Below are 21,012 nucleotides of genomic sequence, written 5' to 3' on the forward strand. Positions count from 1 at the left end.
ATATGGCAATGAAAAAGTGGATGATAAGCTTCATGTTAGTTCTGCTTTTATTTACCTGGCCTATGAACGGACTCCTATTCAATGACAAGTTAGTAGCATATGCAGATGAATCTTTACAAAGCGTAGTCATTGGCAATTTCGAAAGCGATGAAGAGGTGTGGAATTTCAGCTTAGGAACCGAGTTCCCCGGAGCGAAAGGCGAATATGTTCGGGATTCAACGGTGTCCCAATCGGGTGCATACGCTGGTAAGCTACATGGGGATTTTAGCGGTGGCGGAAAATACGTTGCGATAGGCAAAAATTTCACTCCATTAGATATGCAGAAGCTTGAATTTTGGCTTAAATCTGCCGATGCAACAGCGATCGTGCTTCGAGTAACGGATTCAACCGGTCAGGTACATCAGCAGAAAATATCTATACCTTCAACTACAGATTGGCAGAAGATCGAAATTACGAGCTTCAACGGTGGATCGGGTTATCTTCACTTCAATGGAGCCAACGATGGCTTGTGGCACGGACCTGCACAGGGAATCGGAATTCTGCTGGAGAAAGCCGGATTGAATAGTGGTAAATCGAGCGGAGACGTGTGGATTGATGCGGTGTCTGCTATAGCTCACCAACAAGATCCTCTATGGGAAAATGCGATCGGAACTTTCGAAAACGGTTTTGATATATGGAAACTGGGCTTTGGCACTGATTTTCCAGGAGCAAGCGGCCAATATGTTCGAGATACGATTGAACCCAAATCGGGAATATATGCCGCAAAACTGCAAGGGGACTTCAGTGCTGGCGGCAAATATATTACGCTGGGCAAGAGTTTCTCACCGCTTTTGATACAAAAGATTGCATTTTGGATAAAAACGGCGGATGCGTCTTCGATCTCACTACGGTTGAAGGATGCAACCGGACAAGTACATCAGCAGAAACTCCCGTTAACAGCAACGATAAACTGGCAGAAGATCGAGATTTATAAATTTGACAGCGGTCCAAATTATCTGCATTTCGGTGGAGCGAACGATGGCAAATGGCATGGTCCTGCCCAGCAAATTGAATTTTTATTAGAAAAGTCCGGGTTGAACGGTGGCAAATCAAGTGGAGAGATCCTATTGGATAATGTTGTGTTAACGGCACCATTTCCCGATCTGTCGATCCAACAGGTCAGAATGGGGAATATTTTCTTGGAAGACGAACCTGTGGCCTTTCAAATCACAACGCAAGGAGATTCTGTGAGCTGGAGTGTGTACGATCATTTGGATCATAAGGTGTTGGATGGAATTGAAGGGGTACAGGGAGGGCAATTGAATCTATCCATTCCTTTACAACAGCTGGGTTATTATAAATTATGGATCGACGCGAAGAAGAATGGTCAGATCATCAAAAGCTCGGAGGTATCTTTGGCTCGTCTATCCAATACGGATTCAACCGCAACGGACAGTTCTCCGTTTGGCATGTCGACGCACCTTGCTTGGGAAACACCTCAAGGATGGACACCTGAATTAAGTGAACTATTGCACCGTGCCGGCGTCAAAAACTTCCGAGATGAAATTCCTTGGGATGCAGTCGAGTACGAAAAAGGGAAGTACCGAAAACCTGCTAATCGCGATGCTTATATGCAAAGAACGCAGCAAGATGGTCTCAAACCGTTCATCATCCTTGACTATACCAATCCGTTCTATGATCAGAACAGTACGCCCTATACAGATCAAGGTCGTCAAGGATTCGCCGATTACGGAAAAGCCTTGTTGGACCTGTACGGAGATCAGATTCCTTGGATAGAGGTGTACAACGAATTCAACGGCGGTTTCGGAGATCGAGGTAACGGTCCCGCTGACTCTCGTCCGGATTATTACTTCCAGCTCCTAAAGAAGACCTATGAGACGGTAAAAGCCGCCAGACCCGATGTAACGGTGGTTGGGATGGCTACTGCCGGTACACCGCTAGGCTGGATGGAGGAGGTGTTCAAGCTCGGGGGGCTACAGTATATGGATGCTGTCTCAATCCATCCATACCAAAGCCAACGACCTCCAGATGGCATTGTTGATAACGTGCGTAGTACGCAGAATCTTATTCGTCAATATAATCAAGGGCAACTGAAGCCGATTTGGTTCACCGAGGTTGGATGGCCGACGTCTATTGGAGGCATTGGCATTAGCGAAAATACACAAGCCGATTATATCGTGCGCACCCATGTCCAGGCACTTGCAGAGGGTGTCGAAAAAGTGTTCTGGTACGACTTGATGAACGATGGCATGGATAGTGGCTATCACGAGCATAACTTCGGCATCCTGCGGAATGCGAATGACCCGAAAGGAGCATTTACGCCGAAGCCTACATATGCAGCTTACGCAGCGATGACTAGAGAGCTCATCGGTGCTCAATTTGTCGATCGGGAATCCTTCGATGCGAATATATCGAGCTACAAGTTTAACAAGGATGGTCAGAACCTGCGGGTAATCTGGGCCAACACCCCTGTGCAAACTGTGATCAGCACGAACTCTCAGATTCAAATCATGGATATCATGGGGAACACCGAAACGTACACACCGATGGATGGTAAAGTGTATTTGACGCTTACTGAAGAGCCGATTTATATCAAAAACGATATTGGAGGTATTGCTATTGATACAACCTTCAATCTAACAGGAGATGAGGCGGTAGCTGGCGAACCTATCGCCCTTAGAGTGGAGATGAATAATGCTTCAAGCACAGCGCTTGCCGTTTCGTTTACGGTTGAAGGGGAATCGTACCCTTTGAGCGCGGAAGCAGGTCAGAAAGTGTCGCAGTCTTTTACTCTACCTGGGTTAAGAGAGCAAGGTACCCGATATATCAAAGCGAATTTGATCGCGAATGGAAGAAAAATTGGGCAATTAAAGCATATCATTCAGGCAGCCCCATCATATAGAGCCCGGATCACGCCTACGATTACAGATGTGAATTCGAAGAGTGGAGGCTTGAAGGTGCAGATTAACAACCATTCGAAGGCGCAAGGGCTCAGCGTTCAACAAATAGATTGGAAGTTCGGTACCCAATCCGGCAGTCAAGCCATGGCCTTGGTTATCCCGCCAGACACGATAGATACGATAGATATTCCGCTCAATGGTTTTGACTTTGGAGCTAGTTACCCAGTCCAAGTCACCGTATATTTTGACGGAAAAGAACCCTTTGTTTATGAAGGAAAGTTTGATTTCAATCCGATCATTCGCGGTACGGTTGAGGTGGACGGTACCGTTGACCCCGGCGTCATCGCACAACCCCCGATCGTCGAACTATCGAAGGGAACGGTCAAAATGCAGAATTATACCGGTCTGGCCGATTTGGACGGCAATATATGGGCGAACTGGGATCAGGATAATTTCTATTTGACGGCGCAAATCAAGGATGATGTTCATTCCGCTTCTGCAAGCGGAGAGGAGATCTGGAAGAACGATAGCATCCAGTTTGCCATGATGGCTGGGATTCCTGGAGAGAATATGGGCTATTATGAGCTGGGGATTTCCGATACGCCGCAAGGGCCGCAAATCTTTCGTTGGTTATCGCCGGACTCCAGACCTAAGGGACTTGTTGCGAGTGGTTCCTTGCAGGTCAAAAGAGATGAAACGCAAAAGCTTACCGTCTATGAGATGGTGCTTCCTTGGTCAGAGATTCCACAGGTTAAACCGAGTGCGAATGAAGCCCTCAGTATCTCCTTCCTTGTGAACGACAATGACGGGGCGGGGCGGAAAGGCTATATCGAATGGGGCTCCGGAATTGGGGAGGTCAAGGATTCCAAGAAATTCAGAACCGCTCAATGGATCCATGATTCAGCTTCTCCTATCATCACGATTCAAGGCGTTGCAGAAGGAGAAAGCTATGCAGATGAGGTCATTCCGGTGGTGAAGGCAGAAACGGAGTCTGGTCAAGTGCTGGAACCTCGGATTCTGTTGGATGGGGAATCATGGACAGCCGGTACACCGATCACCGCTAAAGGGGAGCACACCTTGGTCGTGCAAGCGGGTGATCCAGCAGGAATGATGACCGAGGAGAAATTGACGTTCAAGCTATACCATAGCACGATACTGGAAGCGTCAGACGTTGAGGGAGGGGTCAATGACACTGTGCTGCTGCAAGCTAAGCTGCATGATAAGAACGGTAAAGTGATCTCCGGGGAAAATTTATCCTTTGCCGTGAACGGGGGTGAGCCTATTGGAGCCGCAGTAACCGATGCGGATGGGGTTGCGACGTTGAACTACAAAATTCACTTCCAGGATGGCTCGGATAAGGAGAAAACATATCCATTTAAAGTATCGTATGCTCAAAATGATGCGGCATATCTCTTGGGCAGCGAGGGGACCGGACAGTTGAAAGTGAATTCATCGCCAAAGCCCGATCCTAAAGGCGTCCCAGGTAAACCGGTTCTCTCGGACGATCAAGGATACAACACAGGAATGAAGGATGGAACGTATACGATAACCATGAACATGTGGTGGGGAAATAACGGTATCACATATAAGCTGTATGAAAATGACGTACTGATTGATACGCAAGTTCTGGCAGATCATTCGCCGAATGCGCAAACTGCCGTCACATCCGCTCAGAATCGTAAAAATGGAACCTATCGCTACTATGCGGAGCTTACCAATGCATCAGGCACGACGAGAAGTGATGTTCATACCGTAACCGTTACGGACGCGGCTCCGGCTGTGCCAGTTCTATCCCATGATAACTGGGATGGTGATGGGAACTTTAAAGTCAAAATGAACATGTGGTGGGGAACCAACGGCACAACTTATCGCTTATACGAGAACGGCATATTGATCGATACACAAGTGCTTAGCGATAAATCGCCTAATGCTCAGTCGGTCATTACGGACATTCATGACAAACCGATTGGCACGTATGAATACCAATGCGAGCTTACTAATGATTCCGGTGCAACATCCAGCGAGAAAATGATGGTTATAGTAACGAAATGATGTAATCTGGCAGCCCCTCATGTATAACACGTGAGGGGCTTTGTTTTTTTTGCAAGAGTAGATTTCGGCAAATGCATCGGCTTAATTGTTAAACTAGCAGTTGTCATTCATTCCGGTTTTGCTTGCGAAATGCGTTCGGCGTTACACCCGTTTCGGCTTTGAACGTATGGAAGAAATGTGAGAGATCGCCAAAACCAACGGCGGAAGCAATCTCAGTCACAGAGAGCGGGGTATCCATGAGCAGTCTTTTAGCCTGATTGATACGATAAATCGTTAGATAACGGTTCAAGGAGTGGCCGGTTGCTTGTTTGAAATGCTCGTACATATGTGAACGGGAGACATTAAATTGTTCATGCAGACGACTGACCTCGATCGGCTCGGCATAATGCGCAGACAAGTAGCTTAAAAGACGCTCTGCTAAATGAAACGCACTCTGCTCATAATCGTCAGTACCCGGGTCGGAATGCTGTTCTCTTGCCAGCATAACAAACAGTTCAGCAAGCAGCGCATGCATCGCCGTCTCGTAGAAATCCGGATGCTCAGTGACCTCTAAGGCAAGCTGTTGGAGTATCGTCTGAAGCTTAGCCATTTTACTGTCTGATAATTGCCAGAAGGGCTGCAGCTGCGGTTCGGCAAGCAGCATGTCGATGCAGCGCCTCATATCGGATGCTTGGGATAAGGTCTGTACATAGCGTTCATCCAGTGCAAGCACGACCCGGTGCAGAGGCTTTGTGCCGACGACCGAAGGGCGGTGCAGTACATATGGCTTGATAATGGCAACTGTACCCGGAAGTAGCGGATACATGCGGTCTGCGATTAGCAGTTGCCCTTCTCCTTCCATACAGATATAGAACTCATACCCCCGATGGGCATGCATCTTATTTTGGCCGATCATCCCATCGCGAAAGAAACAATGGACCGGAAAATCATCCAGAAAGCGATTCGTCTCGTCATCTACTTGATAATCGGCAGGGATATAACTTGAATCCATCATATGAAGTCTCCGTTCCAAAGGAAGATATTAAGCGTATGGTTTGAGATCATACAGGCTATTAATTTTCAAACGTCGGGATTAAGTCGATTTTAACATGTTTTATGGAAGCGTTCTCTGGGATTCTGGAAAAATCCCCATAATTTCTGTACAAGAGACCAAGCGGAGTACCATTGAATCCTTTACATTTAAAGCAGGCGCCTACCATGCGCGACAATTCAATTAGGGTAAGGAAGTGGACAGATGGATAAGAAGAATAGGCTCAAGGAACTGGCTGAGCATGTCTTTCATCGCATGATCGATGCTCCGGCAGATGACTGGGGAATGAATATTGAAAACTGGGACTGGGTACCGGGGGTCGGAGTTATTTCAATCCTGGAATACGGGCAATTGGCAGGCGACGCCACAGCAATTGAATATTTGCGGCGGTGGACGGAACGCAACAAACATAAAAGCGAACAGGTTAAAGTCATCAATTCGATGGCGCCGTATGCGATCTTTCCTACATTGTATCGGATTACCGGGGAACGCTGGTATTTGGATACCGCGACGAAGATCGGGGATTGGATGCTGACGGAAGCGCCCCGTACCCACGATGGCGCTTTTGAACATACGGTTACGGAGGATGCTCAATTTTCCGATCAAGCATGGGCGGACACGTTATTTATGGCGGTGATCTTCTTGGCGAGACTTGCAAGGCTGACTGGGGACAGTAAGTATGCCAAAGAAGCGGAATTTCAATTACTAGTCCATTTACGGCTGCTGCAGGATCCGGAGACAGGCGTGCTGTTTCATGGTTGGAATGGTGCCGAAGGCAATCATATGTCCGCCGCCCGCTGGGCCCGCGCTAATGCTTGGGTCATTCTGTCGGCTCCCTGGATTGCTGCGGAAATCAAGGACTTGACCCCGTTGTCTGATGAAATTATAGAACGATATCAACAACTGGCGGCAGGTTTGCGGCAGTATCAAAGAGAAAGCGGCTTGTGGAACACGGTGTTGGATCAGTCCAAGTTTGCCGAGGAGACGTCTGGAAGTGCAGGGATTGCAGCAGGATGGCTAGCTGGGATGCGAATAGGTTGGTTGGATCCTACATATAAAGAAGCTGCTGAGAAGGCGCTGCAAGGTGTGGAGGAGTTCATTGATCCGGACGGAACAGTGCAAGGTGTCTCCGGGGGGACGCCGGTGATGCCGGATATTCCGGCCTATCATCAAATCCCGTGCTATCCAACTTTATACGGGCAGGGCTTGGTACTTATCTTATTATCACTTGCGTATACGGAGATGGGGGAATCCATGTGAACAATGTTCTGCTGGCTTTTCCGGAAGGGAAGCATAAGGCGCTTACACTCAGTTATGATGACGGTAGAACGGCAGACCGGCGGCTAGTCCGGCTGCTGAATGACTACGGGATCAAAGCGACCTTTCATCTGAACTCGGGTCTTGTAGGCGAGGATGATAGAATCCCGTTGGATCAAGCTGCAGAGCTCTACCAGGGACACGAAATTGCAGCACATACGGTGAATCACCCTACAATCGCCAGATGTGCAAAAGAGCAAGTCGTCAGCGAAATTGTTGAAGACCGGAGAGCGTTGGAGAAAATGACAGGTTATCCGGTCCGTGGATTTTCCTATCCAAATGGATCGTTGAATCGTCAAATCAAAGAAATACTTCCGGTTCTGGGAATTGATTATGCGCGAACGGTGGCGAGCCACGGTGATTTCCACATGCCAGAGGATCTCATGGAGTGGAATCCAACCTGCCATCATAATCAGAATCTGCTTGCATTAGCAGAGAAATTCAAGCAGCTTGACCGAAGACAGTATCTATATATGATGTATGTATGGGGACATAGCTATGAATTCGACCAGAACAATAATTGGGAGTTAATCGAAAGCTTCTGTGAATCGGCCGGTCGCCGTGACGATATCTGGTATGCCACTAACATTGAGATCTCGGATTACCTGAAGTGTTTTAATAATCTTCGTTTTGCAGCCTCTATGGAGTTTGTATATAATCCTTCCTTTGATTCTGTATGGCTTGATGCCGGCGGAACCATCGTTGAAGCCAAAGGCGGCAGCCGGACACAACTGCTCTAGCTTCAACAAGATATTCGCTGCTACTCTATCATCCCTTTTGAACTGTGATGCTCTTTCTTTTAGATAATCATAGATTCAGAAGGGATTTTTCCTATCATCGGATATTCATGGGAATCATAGAATGATATATTAATTTCACAATGGAGTTGGTCCATTCAATCTTATTGGAAAATAGGGGGGACTTGCATGCGATTAAGTATTTCCGGAAAGGTCATGGTCATCTATGGTTCCATTTGTATTGTCATTATCATCCTGGCCTTTAGTTTGTCTTATTTTGGTATGGTGGGACGTCTGCAGCGTGATCTGAAGGATACGCACATCGCATTGCTCAAGCAAATCGATAATAGAATCGAGCTTGTGTTCCGAGCAACTGAAAAGGACTTGCTCAATCTGTCGCAGGAGCTTGAATACGTTTATTTTATGTATGACAGCTATGAAGATCCCTCTCAAAAATATGCCAATTCCTTTGGTTTGTCTAATAAACTGCAGATCATGGTTCATGCCAATGAGCAATTATCTTCTGTTTTTGTCTATTCGGATACGAGCGGCGATATGATGACAGACAAGACACTAATCAAGAACAACGAATTCGAGGACAAATGGCTGCAAAGCTATATCGAAATGGATGGCTACTCGAAATGGATCGGTACGCATAAGGTGCGGGACGGGGGGAAATTGCAGGATGTTATTACACTGATCCGTCCTTATCCATTGATCAGCAGTCCAGGCTACCGTAAAGGGCTTGTCGCTGTAAATATCAATGAGGATGTACTCTACCGGATGGTCAGCGATGTATTTGAAGGCGGCCAGGACGGAGTACATACCTTTATTATTGACGACAAGGGGAATATCGTGACCCATGACGATAAAATGCAATTATACAAAAATGTGACGGACATTCCTTATATGAAGCAGGTCCTGGACAGAACAGAGAGCGGACAATTCACGGCCGAATCAAACGGAGGCAAGCAATCGGTCTTTTATATAACGTCCAATTATACAGGTTGGAGAATCGTCAGTGTGATTCCGGAAGCGGAGCTATACCAGCCGCTGGAATCGCTCCGTAATCTGATGATCGCGATTGTGATCATTATGCTTATATTGGCGTTGTCCGTCCTATTTTACGTGAACCGGCGCACCTTTAAGCCTCTTGACCGTTTAGCCGTTAAAATGACGGGAGCATCCAGGCAGGGCAAACCGGGACACACTGTGAAGCTGGATTATCTGGAAAAGGTATTTGATCAAATGCATATTGACCGCAAGCAATTGGAACAGCAGGTGCGAGATTCCAAACCAATCGTGAAGTGGAGAATGGTGATGGATGTGTTAACGGGCTATCATACAGAATTTGAATCTGTCAATCGGCAATTGGAATATTCGGGCTTTCCGTTGTTCCCGCAATTGTTCATTGTCTGTGCGGCAGAAATCGGCAAAGACAACGGCATGAGCTCCAAGGATGAGACCCTGTATACATACATGCTCTGTAATGTCGCTGAGGAATTGATCAATATGGAGACTGCGGGTGTAGCGATAGATACCGGTTCAGGCCGGGCCGCAATGATTATTAGCTTCGCCGAGGGCGACGCCGAGCAGAACCATCTTCGCGCATTGGCCATTCTGGAGCTTGTGCTGGATATTATGAAGCAGCAGTTCGGACTGTTGGTAACCGTTGGAGTAGGAAGATGTTATGGAGATATGTGTGATATTACAACCTCTTATGCCGAAGCACAAAAAGCGCTGGAATACCGGATGATCCTGGGTAGTCAAACTGTTATTTCCTTTGAGGATTTGAGCGGCTCGGAGCATCAGGACTTTTACCGCATCCTGAAGATGACAGATCACATCATTGAAGCACTGAGACAGACCGAGATGGAGAAGATAGAGCAGCAAGTTGCCTGCTTATATCAGGATGCGATTGGCCACGGTTTGTCTCCGGAGCTGATCCGCCATTTCTCCTATGAGCTAGTGATGAAATCACTGCAGGCTGTTGCGGCCACGGGCGTTGATGTGGATGAAAGCATGGATAATATGGGCAGGATTCATACGCGTATCTATCGCAGCCGTAATTGGCAGGAGCTGGAGCAAATTGTACTGAATGTACTTATGCAAATGGCGGGCAAGGTTGAAGAGAGACGCAGGCAGCGCGGCAGCAATAAATTGATCTCGGAAATGCTGGCATATATCGAGGAACACTTCCGAGAAAGTGAATTCTCATTGGCACATCTGGCGGAAACGTTTGGGCTCAGTCCGACCTATATCAGTAAATTGTTTAAAGAGCATACGGAGAAGAATTTCATCGATTATTTAATAGAGACCCGGATTCATGCAGCGCTTGAGTTGTTGACGGATAAGAATCGTAAAATCAATGATATAGCCGAAGAGGTCGGCTATATCAATACGCGAAGCTTCCTGCGGGCATTTAAGAAATATACAGGTATGACGCCTTCCGAGCAGCGTGAGCTACTCCAGGATTCAACTCCCAAAATCGCCTTGGAATAGGCTTTGTTGCGCTTGAATCATAAGAAAATGAACGGATCGTAAAAAATGCGACCTGCCCATGGATAAGAAAAGTCACTGAATGCAAAACCCGTCTCTTTCCGGCTTCGCCGTCCCTTCATACAATCAGAATTGTAGCTGCGGATCAATTTGCATGTCATGTTGCGAAAGGGTGAGACGTTATGTGGCGAGAGGAAGAGGTAGTATGAGTGGGCAGTCAGTTTGGAGTAGAGTGATTCGGGATAAGCATTTATATTTGATGCTGTTGCCTGTGATTCTGTTTTATTTTCTATTTAAATACGTTCCGATTGTTGGCGAGATCATTGCATTTAAGAATTACAGGTTTGCAGACGGTATATTTGGAAGCCAGTGGGTCGGTCTCAAGCATTTTCAAATGATATTCCAAAGCTCGGATTTCTGGAGAATACTCAGGAATACGCTCGTTCTGAATTTGTACAGTCTTGTATTCGGATTTCCTGTTCCGATTATACTGGCGCTTCTTCTAAATGAAGTCCGGCGGAACTGGTACAAACGTATTGTGCAAAACATGCTGTATATCCCGCATTTTATGTCTTGGGCTGTGCTCGGCACCATTGTCGTGGCCGCGTTGTCGCCGAGTACGGGGATCGTGAATCTTCTGCTGAAGAATCTGACCGGCGGCGAGACGATCTATTTTATGGCAGATTCATTCTGGTGGCCGATCGCCTATACGATCTCGGGCATTTGGCGTGAAGCGGGATGGGGGACGATCCTGTATCTGGCGGCGATGGCCTCCATCGATCCCCAGCTATATGAGGCAGCCAAAATCGACGGAGCCTCAAAGCTGCGGCAGATGTGGCATGTGACACTGCCCGGTATCCGCGGTACGATTGCGATTCTGCTGATTCTCAGAATGGGGCAAATGATGGATGTCGGATTGGAACAAACTCTGGTGCTGCAGAACAACTCCGTATTGGATGTCGCCGATGTCATCAGCACGTATGTATACCGGGTAGGGCTGCAAAATATGAACTATAGCTATACGACAGCGATTGGACTCTTTCAATCGGTTGTAAGCGTGATTCTTGTTCTGACCGTTAACCGGTCTATCCGACTCTTCGGGGAACGGGGGTTGTGGTAGTTCAATGAAAACAGATCCTGTAAGCAAACTCGGAATCGTAAGCGCTTACGTTTTTCTTGGATTCGTGTCGCTGCTGACGTTATTCCCTTTCTGGTATGAAATCGTGGCCTCCTTCAGCAGCAGCAGAGCGATTACGTCAGGGGAAGTGTTCCTATGGCCGGTCGAGTTTAATACGGTTGCCTATCAGCGATTGTTCGATGACGGACAGTTGATCATGGCGATGGGAAATACCGTGCTCGTTACGGTGGCTGGAACCTTGTTCAACATGGTGATGACGATTCTGGCGGCATATCCGCTCTCACGGAAGCGACTGGTTGGTCGTAGCTGGCTCTTGATGCTCATCACGTTTACCATGTTGTTCGTGGCTGGCTTGATCCCGAATTTTATTCTGATCAAGTCCTTGGGACTAATGAATTCGTATTGGGCAGTTTGGCTGCCGGGGCTGATCAGCACCTATAACATGTTTGTCATGAAGACGTTTATGGAGGGGCTGCCAGGCGAAATTGAGGAGTCCGCATCCATTGACGGTGCTGGCGACTGGCGAATCCTGCTGCAAATCTATCTGCCGCTTTGCAAGCCGATTCTGGCCGCACTGTCTTTGTTCTACGCGGTTAGCTGGTGGAACAGCTATTTCAATGTGATGTTATATGTTACGAAATCGACGAAGCTGACGGTTATGGTCAAGCTCTATCAGATGGTAAGCGCGGTGGATAGTAATCTGCTGAACAGCATGAATGGCAATGAAGGGCTGGAACAGGTGCTGTTAACACCTGAGGCACTCAAGGCCGCTGCCGTTGTCATTGTCGTAACACCGATTCTGTGCGTGTATCCATTTCTGCAGAAGCATTTTGTGAAAGGTGTGCTGATCGGGTCAGTCAAGGGCTGAAGGTGCCCGAATAATACTGGTTAGCGCAGTCGGCTTTTCTCATGAAACAAATAAGGGGGATGGAACGATGAAAAGAATGAAATACGTAGGAAAATCAACGTTTGCCTTGGTGATGGCCATGCTGTTGTCTATGTTGTTGCTGTCGGCTTGTGGTTCGACGGGAACTGCCGGAGACGAACCGGGCGGGTCTGCAGCGACACCGGAACAGGCTGGAGATGGCCCGAAACAAGAAATCAGCATCTCGATGTTTGATCGCGGCAAGGTGCCGACGGAGGAAGGGACGTATGAAAATAACCGCTGGACCAAATGGATCAATGAGAATTCACCAGTCACTGTGAACTGGGTTCCGGTGACGCGGAGTCAAGCTCAGGCCAAGCTGAATGCATTGATTGCAGCCGGTGAAGCGCCCGATCTGATCTGGGAGTATGACCGGAATTATATTAGTCAATTAGCCAATCAAGGCGCCATCCAGCCGATCGGTGACTATATCGAGAAATACAGTACGACCTATAAGGCTTATTTGGAAAAACATCCTGAGCTAGAGCCTTACTTGAAATTCAATGGAGAAGTATATGCCGTGTCGTTCGTCAGAGAGACGCTTGCCAATCATGGCATGTGGATTCGTCAGGACTGGCTCGATAAGCTGGGGCTAAAGGCACCGACCACAGTAGAAGAGCTAATTGATGTAGCCCGCAAATTCAAGGAAGGAGATCCGGATGGCAACGGCCAGGCTGATACTGTTCCAATTGCTATGAGTAACAGCGCCAATGCGATTGACCAGGCTCTGTTCTTTACAAGCGAGAATCAATGGTACATCGAGGACGGTAAAATGCAATTTGGCCGGATAGTGGATCGGCATGCGGATACGCTGGCATTCCAGAAGCAGCTCTTCGATGAGGGGTTGATCGATCGGGAATATATTACGGATACGAATTTTCAACGTTCTGCGCAGCTTCTGACCACAGGCAAGGCAGGCATCTATTTTGGAAATTGGGATATCGAGGAGTTAAACGGGAATTTGGTGAAAAACGATCCTAACGCCAAATTGGTGCCGCTTGAGTCAGTCAGCAGCAAATACGGTAAGGACGGGTTGTATCAAGAAGCGCCGCCAAGTATCTTTACCGCATTCAACAGCCAGATGAAGGAAGAAGAGATCAAGGCGTCGATTGAGTTCATTGACTGGATGCTTGAAGACGGCTGGGTGCCGGTCAGATATGGGGAAGAAAATGTACATTACACGATGGTGGACGGCGTACGGCAAAAGACGGATCCTGAGAAGTTTCAGAAAGAAGTGGCCTACGCATCGGAATACGCGATTGTGATGGATAATGTATTGAAGCCGGAGATGTTCCCGGCGATGGCCGCTAAGGACGAAGTTTCGCAGAGCTATGCCAAAGAAAAGGGCAAATCTCTTGAAATCGCTATGAAAAATAAATACCGCAGAGATATTGCTTACAATCCGGACTTTCCTGAATTGAGCCAGTTGATCGCGACTTTCTCGCCGATCGCCCAGCAGATTGAAGCCAAAGTCATTACAGGGGGAGGCTCCATGTCGCCTGCAGATGGATTGAATGAGCTGAGGAAAGAGTGGAAGCGGCTAGGCGGCGAAAATGTAGATAAGCTGGCACAGGAGTGGTATGAAGCGAACAAAGACAATCTGAAGTGACGTAATGACTAATATGGCAGAGGTGCTTTTCCGAATCCTGTAAAGGGTCGAAAGGCACCTATCAGCCAGATATGATACGGAGGTAAACACATGTCAAATATGATATGGAGCAGTGTCCTGCAGGAAGAAGAGACCCGTTGGCGGCCTTTTCTGCAAGAAACGCTTCAACAGAAGCATGGGGACTACAATGAACTAATCATGCTGCTGCGCACGCCATTTACATCTCCTGGCTACCATACAACGTTGCGGAATGTTGAGTACGTGCACCCGATTCGTGAATCGCTGGATTATGCGCTGGCGATTTTGGATTGTGATGAGGAGCGGTATAAGGGCCGTGCGCTGGATACTCTGCGTACCGTTCTGTCGCTCCAGGATCAGGAAGTCGATTCACCGTCATTTGGTATCTGGTCTTGGTATTACGACGAACCTCTTGATCAAATGTCGCCACCCGATTGGAATTGGGCTGATTTCATCGGTAAGCGGCTGCTGCTTGTCCTCATTCGTCACGGCAGCCATCTACCGGCCGATCTGCGGCAATTAACACAGCAGGCAATTTGCAACAGCTGTGAAGCGATTATTAAGCGCAATGTTGGTCCGGACTATACGAATATTGCCATCATGGGGGCATTCGTGACATTGATTGCAGGAGAGTGGCTGGAACACCCTGAGTTTCTTAATTACGGTTTACATCGGCTGAGACGATTATATGATTATTCGATGCAAACCGGAGCCTTCCTGGAATACAATAGCCCGGCGTACAGCACGGTAGCGATTCTGGAGTTGTCCGCTCTTGCGACTTATACACATACAGAAGAAGCTAGACAGCTTGCCAATGAACTGCTGGATGCAACTTGGCTGATGATCGCCGAACATTTCCATCCGTTGCTGAAGGAATGGTCCGGCCCTCATGCAAGATCATACCGGACATTTCTGGCTCCTCTGCATCTGTCGTTTCTGCAAATGGCCTGTAAAGGGAATGTGCCGTTTGTAAACGAGGAGCAATTTAGCTACGGCTCTGACTGGTACGGGCATGGCGTCGTCTGCCCAGAGCGGTTGTATGGGCTGTTCACCAGTATTGGTGTGCGGGAGCTAAGGCAGGACTTGCCCGCCTATCACGAGTTCCGGACGCGGAAGGCTTATACGTATATGACGCCTGAATATTCGCTAGGCTCATTTAATCATAACGTGATGTGGAAGCAGTGCCGAAATTTGCTGGGTTATGTCCAAAGTGCTGATCAGGCGTACAGTTATGTTCATCTTCGGGTATTTCATGATGGGTATGACTTCTGTTCAGCAGTATTTACAAGTGAGCAGAAACATGATTCGGTGCTGTATGGCATTCAGTTCGCGCTTGACGGCGGGGATACCCATGTCAACCTGGACCCCATCCATGGACGGATGAGAGCCTCAGATCTGCGAATACGGATTGAAATTGGCAGTACGGGAGAACTGCCGGTATGGGAGAAGTGCGGCGAAGATCGGTTCCTTACTAAGCTAGGAGAGACCAGGGTGTTGGTTCAGGCTCTACATGGCGCTATGAACGGATTCGGCGATTTTCGATGGAATATTGCTCAGGATGGCAATACTGTGGGGCTCGATTATATTTTGTATGAGGGGGAGCCTAGCGAGATCGATTTTCACACCATGGAGGAAGCGTTATTCATGTTTGCTTTGAAGTTCTCGGGCCCGAATGAAAAGCCTGAACTGAAGACCTCAGTCACCTTGTCGGACTATACTGTGCAAGCCTTACTGGAAGCACCTGAACAGCCAATAACGCTAACACTCGCGAAGAAGCCGGCGGATAGGGCCGTTCTATTTCATGCTTAGTTAAAGACGCTCAAGCTCCATCGATGTTCATCACGATAACTTATTAAATAGTGCAAGTCGTGCCTGCTAATAAAATGATCGGGGTGAGAAGGATGTTTAAAATAAAACGAGCGAAAGCAGCTATTCGTCTGATGAGTGTGTTTTTGACCGTAGTCATTCTCCAAGGTTCTCTGATGTCCTGGTATGGAGCTATGCCGGGATTTGCGGCAGCCGCCGTAAAAACTACGTTGGTTTCAACAAGTGATTCCTTGCCTGTGCAGCTCGGACCGATTGAGGATACTTATGTCAATGCGGGCGGAAATGCGGGGAAAAATTTCGGTTCGTCAAATCTGCTGATCGTCAAAAATTTTGAGGCGGATGCTAATTTAAACAGACAGGCGTACATGAAGTTTGATCTCAGCTCCATCACCGGTGAGATCGGATCGGCTAAATTAAAGGCATATGCTGTCGATACCGAGAATTCGACGATTGCTGTCCAGGCCTACGGAATGGAGGATGCTTCTTGGCAGGAGGATACGGTAACCTGGAACAATAAACCGGAAATTGATCATTATCTGAGCTCGGTGAATGTTGGGAAAATAGCAGGCTGGCATGAATGGGATGTTACCAGTTTCGTCAAACAGCAATTGGCAAAAGGCGACGTTGCCAGCATTGCCCTTATACAGCAGGCCGCTAAGGGGCATGCCGTTTCCCTCAACAGTAAGGAACATACGGATAATCATCCTTATCTGGAGATTTCTGTTGACAGGGCCGATGAAAGCGCACCAAGCTGGCCTGGTGGCGGAAGCCTTCAAGCCTTAGATATCACCGAAAATGGTTTACAGCTGGAGTGGAGTGGGGCGAGCGATTCCGTTGGCGTAACCGGCTATACTGTTTATCAAAATGGCAGCGTACTCGGGAAGGTAAGCGGCAGCACAACCTCTTATGCGGTAACGGGGCTTACTGTCGGCAAGAAGTATACGTTTAAAGTAGAAGCTGGCAACGCCCAGAATATATGGAGCAGCGATGGACCCTTTGTGACGGCGGTAACGCCGACGACGAAGCTGATTCAGCTTCGCCCAGGCAATATATATACCAACGGCGAATCAGTCCGGTTCAAAGTCCAGACGGCGAGGCCCGCTGTATCCTGGACGGTTTATGATTATCAGGGAGCACTGGTGCAGGAGGGAACGGCAACAACCGTTCAGAACGAAGCCTCCTGGACTGTTCCCCATTCAAAGTACGGTTATTTTACACTGCAGGTACGTGCGGACTTGCAAGGAAGCGACCCGGTTCTGCTCAAAACGCCGTTTGCTGTGCTTGCGTCTCGGGATGAGCCGACGAATGAATCATCACCGTTCGGAGTTTCCACTCATCTGCACCGCCTTCCGCAAAATTTGACCGCCAATATCGTGGACCTGATAAAGGCTGCCGGCATTCGAACGGTGCGGGGTGGGTATGAGTGGCGGGGGATTGAAAAGCAGCAAGGCAGCTATACATTTACTCCCCAACCGGACTATTACATGAATATGCTGGATAAAGATGATTTTGATTTCCTGTTTGTCTCAGGATATACCAATCCTTTTTACGATAATGACAGCACTCCGTATACGGCTGCCGGGCGTGAGGGGTTTGCCAACTTCATGAAGGCATACGTTGATCATTATCAGGATCAATTGGATGTTGTAGAAGTGTATAACGAATTTTACGGAAGCTTTGGAGACCGCGGTAATGGACCTGCTGATTCCAAGCCGGAATATTACTATCCGTTATTAAAGAAAACGTATGAAACGCTTAAAGCTTCACATCCTGATTTACCGGTACTTGGCACGTCGACGGCTGGGGATTTGAAATGGATCGAAGATGTGTTAAAGCTCGGCGGGATGCAGTACATGGACGGCTTTTCAATCCATCCTTATTTATATCCTGGTGCTCCGGAAGGTTATGAAGATCTAATCCTCAATCTGAAGGATTTAATTCGAGAATATAATAATGGGAATTTAAAACCGATTTGGATTAATGAAACGGGGTGGCCAACACAGCGTGATGCACGGGGCGTAGATGAGAAGACACAAGCGAATTATCTGATTCGGGCCCATGTTATTGCTCTTGCTAACGGAGTGGAGAAGCTCGTCTGGTACGATATGATTAATGATGGCATTCAAAATATTAATGAGGACAATTTCGGCCTGCTGCGAAATCCAGACGATAAGCTGGGGAGCCTGACCCCCAAACCTGCATATACAGCTTATGCCACCATGACCCAAATGCTGAATGGTGCTTCGTTTGAAAGCCGAGACGCAACAGACAGCGATATTCGAAGCTATGTATTTCAGAAGACTGGCGGCAGTGTCCGCGTGATCTGGTCAACTGCAGGCTCCTCGATCCCTGCTGTCATCCGTACGAGCCATCCCATACAGATCACGGATATGATGGGGAATACGAGCACGTATACGCCTTTTAATGGGAACGTTTTTGTGACATTAAGCAATGAACCGTTTTTTGTGGTTGGGGAAGTGAACGGAATTGAAAGGGACGAGACCTTTGTCTTGAGCGGGGAAGAAGCGCGGATCGGCGACTCGATGGTCTTTACTTTGGAAACGGATAATACCAATTCTATGGATTTTGCTTTTCAATTGGACGTTGAAGGCCATGTGTATCCTGTAGTGACGCCAAGCGGGCAAAAAGCTGTACAGACGATTGAGGTTGCAAGCGGAAATGAGCCCGGCAGCCGCCTTGTCACAGCCGTGTTGATGAAGGGTAATGAAAGAGTTGGTCTACTCAGAAGCGGAACTTCAACGCTACCGTCCTATACGGTTCAGATTCGCCCTACGATGGAAACTCCGGATTTAAATCAAACGCTTAGGGTTACCGTCAACAATGAGGCGAAGTCCAAGGCGATACAGCTCCAAAAGATAGACTGGCGGTTCGGGACCCAATCGGGAACTGAAGTCATGAATGATGAGATTGCCGCCGGATCCTCTACGACAGTCGACATCCCGCTTGCCGCCATGAGTACCGGTATAACCAGCAGCCTGAAGGTGACGGTCTATATCGATGGCTTAGAGCCGTACACGTATGAAGGAACGGCAGAATTTAATCCGGTGCCTGCCAGACCGGTGACTGTGGACGGGACGCTTGACCTGGAGACCATAAACAGCGCATCTACGATCGATTTGTCGAAAGGGACGGTAAAAATGAGCGGATATCAAGGGGCGGGGGATCTAAGCGGCCAAGTCTGGCTCAGTTATGACGCTGATCACTTGTATCTGTCGGCCAGAATAAAAGATGATGTGCACGCTGCTTCAATGGCTGGGGCCGATATCTGGAATAATGACAGCATTCAATTTGCAATTTCGGATGGTCTTCCGGGTGAAAAGGCATACTGGCATGAGATCGGGATTTCGCAAACCCCTGAAGGACCGCAAATCTACAGATGGATTGCGCCTCCTGGTGTGGACAAAGGACCGCTGACCAACGGTCAGCTTGCCATCACAAGGGATGAAGAGCAGAAATATACGATTTATGAATTAGCGCTGCCCTGGTCGGAAATTACGCCAGTGAGGGCAGAAAACCAAGGAGTTATCAGCTTTTCAATGCTTGTTAATGATAATGACGGCGCGGGACGGAAAGGTTTTATTGAATGGGGAGGAGGAATCGGGGACGGAAAGCTGTCTTCGAAATTCCGCTCTATGCAGTGGATGGCTTCATCAGCCGATACCGTTCTGCCGAAAACGGAGCTTTCCATTGAAGGAACGGAGCGAAATGGCTGGTATATTAGCGAAGTAAGAGCGGTAATGAAGGCATCGGATGAAGCTTCCGGCGTAGCGGAAACAGTCTACAGTCTGGACGACAGAAGGACATGGCTGCCTTATAAAGAGCCTCTGACGTTTACGGAGGATGGCACATATACTCTTGTTTATAGATCGACGGACCGTGCCGGGAATATAGAGGAGCCGCAAGAGTTTATTTTCCGAATCGACAGGACTGCGCCGACGGCTTCCATTCGTTATAGTACTACGGAGCCCACGACGGGGCAGGTTAATGCAATCATGATCCCAAGCGAACTTGTGACGATCACAAACAATGACGGGAGAGACAGTTATATCTTCTCAGAGAATGGAAGCTTCACCTTTGAGTTCATCGATGCTGCCGGTAATGAAGGATCGGCTACAGCGATTGTAGGCAATATTATTCAAACCGCTACAGGAGCACCAGGCCAGCCAAAGCTGTCCTCCGATAATGGCTATGATACCGGAATGATGGACGGCAGCTACAAGATTACGATGAACATGTGGTGGGGGAATAACGGGACGGATTATTTATTATATGAAAATGGCGTTTTGGTAGATAGGCAAGCCCTAAAAGATGATTCGCCTCATGCTCAATCCACGGTTACAGCTGTGTTCAATAAGCCAAATGGGACTTATGAATATGTCGCCGAATTAACGAATGCATTCGGTACAACACGCAGCGATGTTCTAGTAGTGACAGTAAATGAGGCGGCACCGGGTCAGCCTGTACTTTCTCATGATAATTGGGATAGGGATGGAAATTATAAAGTCAGCATGAATATGTGGTGGGGAACGAATGGCTCAACCTACCGGCTGTATGAAAATGATGTGTTGATCGATACCCAGGCGCTGGAAAACAAGTCGCCTCAAGCCCAATCTGCCATCACCGAAATCCGCGACAAACCGGCGGGCACGTATGAATACTGGTGCGAGCTTGTCAATGATGGTGGGACAGTAACAAGCGGGAAAATTACAGTAATCGTCAAATAAGCGTACAGCGTCGCCCTGGCCTTATATAAGGTCAGGGTGATGCTGTTCAATCTGGCTGATGTTACGGAGATGAGACGGATTTGTGCCAATGTTTGACCTTTTTTGCATGAGATGTGCACTTTCTATACCTTTTGGCTTCGAGACTGGTCTGTCCGGAGTCAATAAGATAAGATGTAGATATCGTCCAAATTTAATACTAGAATAGGAGAATGCGA

At 47.9% G+C, this 21,012-nt stretch carries 10 protein-coding genes; 9 read left to right on the plus strand and 1 reads right to left on the minus strand.

Annotated features, from left to right (window positions below):
* Positions 1-2 precede the first annotated feature (2 nt).
* Positions 3-4,952 carry a sugar-binding protein gene (locus EI981_RS29435; RefSeq protein WP_126996485.1) on the plus strand — a complete coding sequence of 1,650 codons (4,950 nt, stop codon included), beginning with the start codon at positions 3-5 and terminating at the stop codon, positions 4,950-4,952.
* A 103-nt stretch (positions 4,953-5,055) separates the two neighbouring features.
* Here the strand turns inward: EI981_RS29435 and EI981_RS06455 are convergent, their stop codons facing one another.
* Entirely contained in the window at positions 5,056-5,943 is an 888-nt protein-coding gene (locus tag EI981_RS06455) for an AraC family transcriptional regulator (protein WP_227011729.1), read from the minus strand.
* Positions 5,944-6,186: 243 nt separating this feature from the next.
* Between EI981_RS06455 and EI981_RS06460 the strand changes: the two genes are divergently transcribed.
* The 8 genes from EI981_RS06460 (at position 6,187) to EI981_RS06495 (ending at position 20,797) form a co-directional block, all read left to right on the plus strand.
* A complete protein-coding gene (locus tag EI981_RS06460) occupies positions 6,187-7,242 on the plus strand; it encodes a glycoside hydrolase family 88/105 protein (RefSeq protein ID WP_227011730.1) in 1,056 nt (351 codons plus the stop codon).
* Positions 7,239-8,039, plus strand: coding sequence for a polysaccharide deacetylase family protein (locus EI981_RS06465; protein WP_126996489.1), 801 nt, complete (start codon positions 7,239-7,241; stop codon positions 8,037-8,039). The genes EI981_RS06460 and EI981_RS06465 overlap by 4 nt, the downstream gene beginning before the upstream one ends.
* Positions 8,040-8,225: 186 nt before the next feature.
* Complete coding sequence (locus tag EI981_RS06470; RefSeq protein WP_126996491.1) at positions 8,226-10,538, plus strand: helix-turn-helix domain-containing protein; 2,313 nt, start codon at positions 8,226-8,228, stop codon at positions 10,536-10,538.
* Between the two features lie 202 nt (positions 10,539-10,740).
* Positions 10,741-11,655 (plus strand): ABC transporter permease, encoded by a 915-nt coding sequence (locus EI981_RS06475; protein ID WP_126996493.1) that lies wholly within the window; start codon positions 10,741-10,743, stop codon positions 11,653-11,655.
* Positions 11,656-11,659: 4 nt separating this feature from the next.
* On the plus strand, positions 11,660-12,541 hold the full coding sequence (locus EI981_RS06480; RefSeq protein WP_126996495.1) for a carbohydrate ABC transporter permease: 882 nt from the start codon (positions 11,660-11,662) through the stop codon (positions 12,539-12,541).
* Positions 12,542-12,608: 67 nt separating this feature from the next.
* Positions 12,609-14,207, plus strand: a complete 1,599-nt coding sequence (locus tag EI981_RS06485; protein ID WP_227011731.1) for an extracellular solute-binding protein — start codon at positions 12,609-12,611, stop codon at positions 14,205-14,207.
* Positions 14,208-14,297: 90 nt separating this feature from the next.
* Positions 14,298-16,034, plus strand: a complete 1,737-nt coding sequence (locus EI981_RS06490) for a hypothetical protein (RefSeq protein ID WP_126996497.1) — start codon at positions 14,298-14,300, stop codon at positions 16,032-16,034.
* 92 nt (positions 16,035-16,126) lie between these two features.
* Entirely contained in the window at positions 16,127-20,797 is a 4,671-nt protein-coding gene (locus EI981_RS06495) for a CBM96 family carbohydrate-binding protein (RefSeq protein WP_162616109.1), read from the plus strand.
* Positions 20,798-21,012 lie beyond the last annotated feature (215 nt).

Origin of the sequence: Paenibacillus lutimineralis, from assembly GCF_003991425.1 — a bacterium.
Lineage (GTDB): Bacteria > Bacillota > Bacilli > Paenibacillales > Paenibacillaceae > Fontibacillus > Fontibacillus lutimineralis.

Excerpts from the sequence above, each read along its gene's own strand:
- EI981_RS06485 (WP_227011731.1), top strand. The coding sequence starts at position 12,609 with ATGAAAAGAATGAAATACGTAGGAAAATCAACGTTTGCCTTGGTGATG.
- EI981_RS06480 (WP_126996495.1), top strand. The coding sequence starts at position 11,660 with ATGAAAACAGATCCTGTAAGCAAACTCGGAATCGTAAGCGCTTACGTT.
- EI981_RS06475 (WP_126996493.1), top strand. The coding sequence starts at position 10,741 with ATGAGTGGGCAGTCAGTTTGGAGTAGAGTGATTCGGGATAAGCATTTA.
- EI981_RS29435 (WP_126996485.1), top strand. The coding sequence starts at position 3 with ATGGCAATGAAAAAGTGGATGATAAGCTTCATGTTAGTTCTGCTTTTA.
- EI981_RS06460 (WP_227011730.1), top strand. The coding sequence starts at position 6,187 with ATGGATAAGAAGAATAGGCTCAAGGAACTGGCTGAGCATGTCTTTCAT.
- EI981_RS06490 (WP_126996497.1), top strand. The coding sequence starts at position 14,298 with ATGTCAAATATGATATGGAGCAGTGTCCTGCAGGAAGAAGAGACCCGT.
- EI981_RS06455 (WP_227011729.1), bottom strand. The coding sequence starts at position 5,943 with ATGGATTCAAGTTATATCCCTGCCGATTATCAAGTAGATGACGAGACG.
- EI981_RS06495 (WP_162616109.1), top strand. The coding sequence starts at position 16,127 with ATGTTTAAAATAAAACGAGCGAAAGCAGCTATTCGTCTGATGAGTGTG.
- EI981_RS06470 (WP_126996491.1), top strand. The coding sequence starts at position 8,226 with ATGCGATTAAGTATTTCCGGAAAGGTCATGGTCATCTATGGTTCCATT.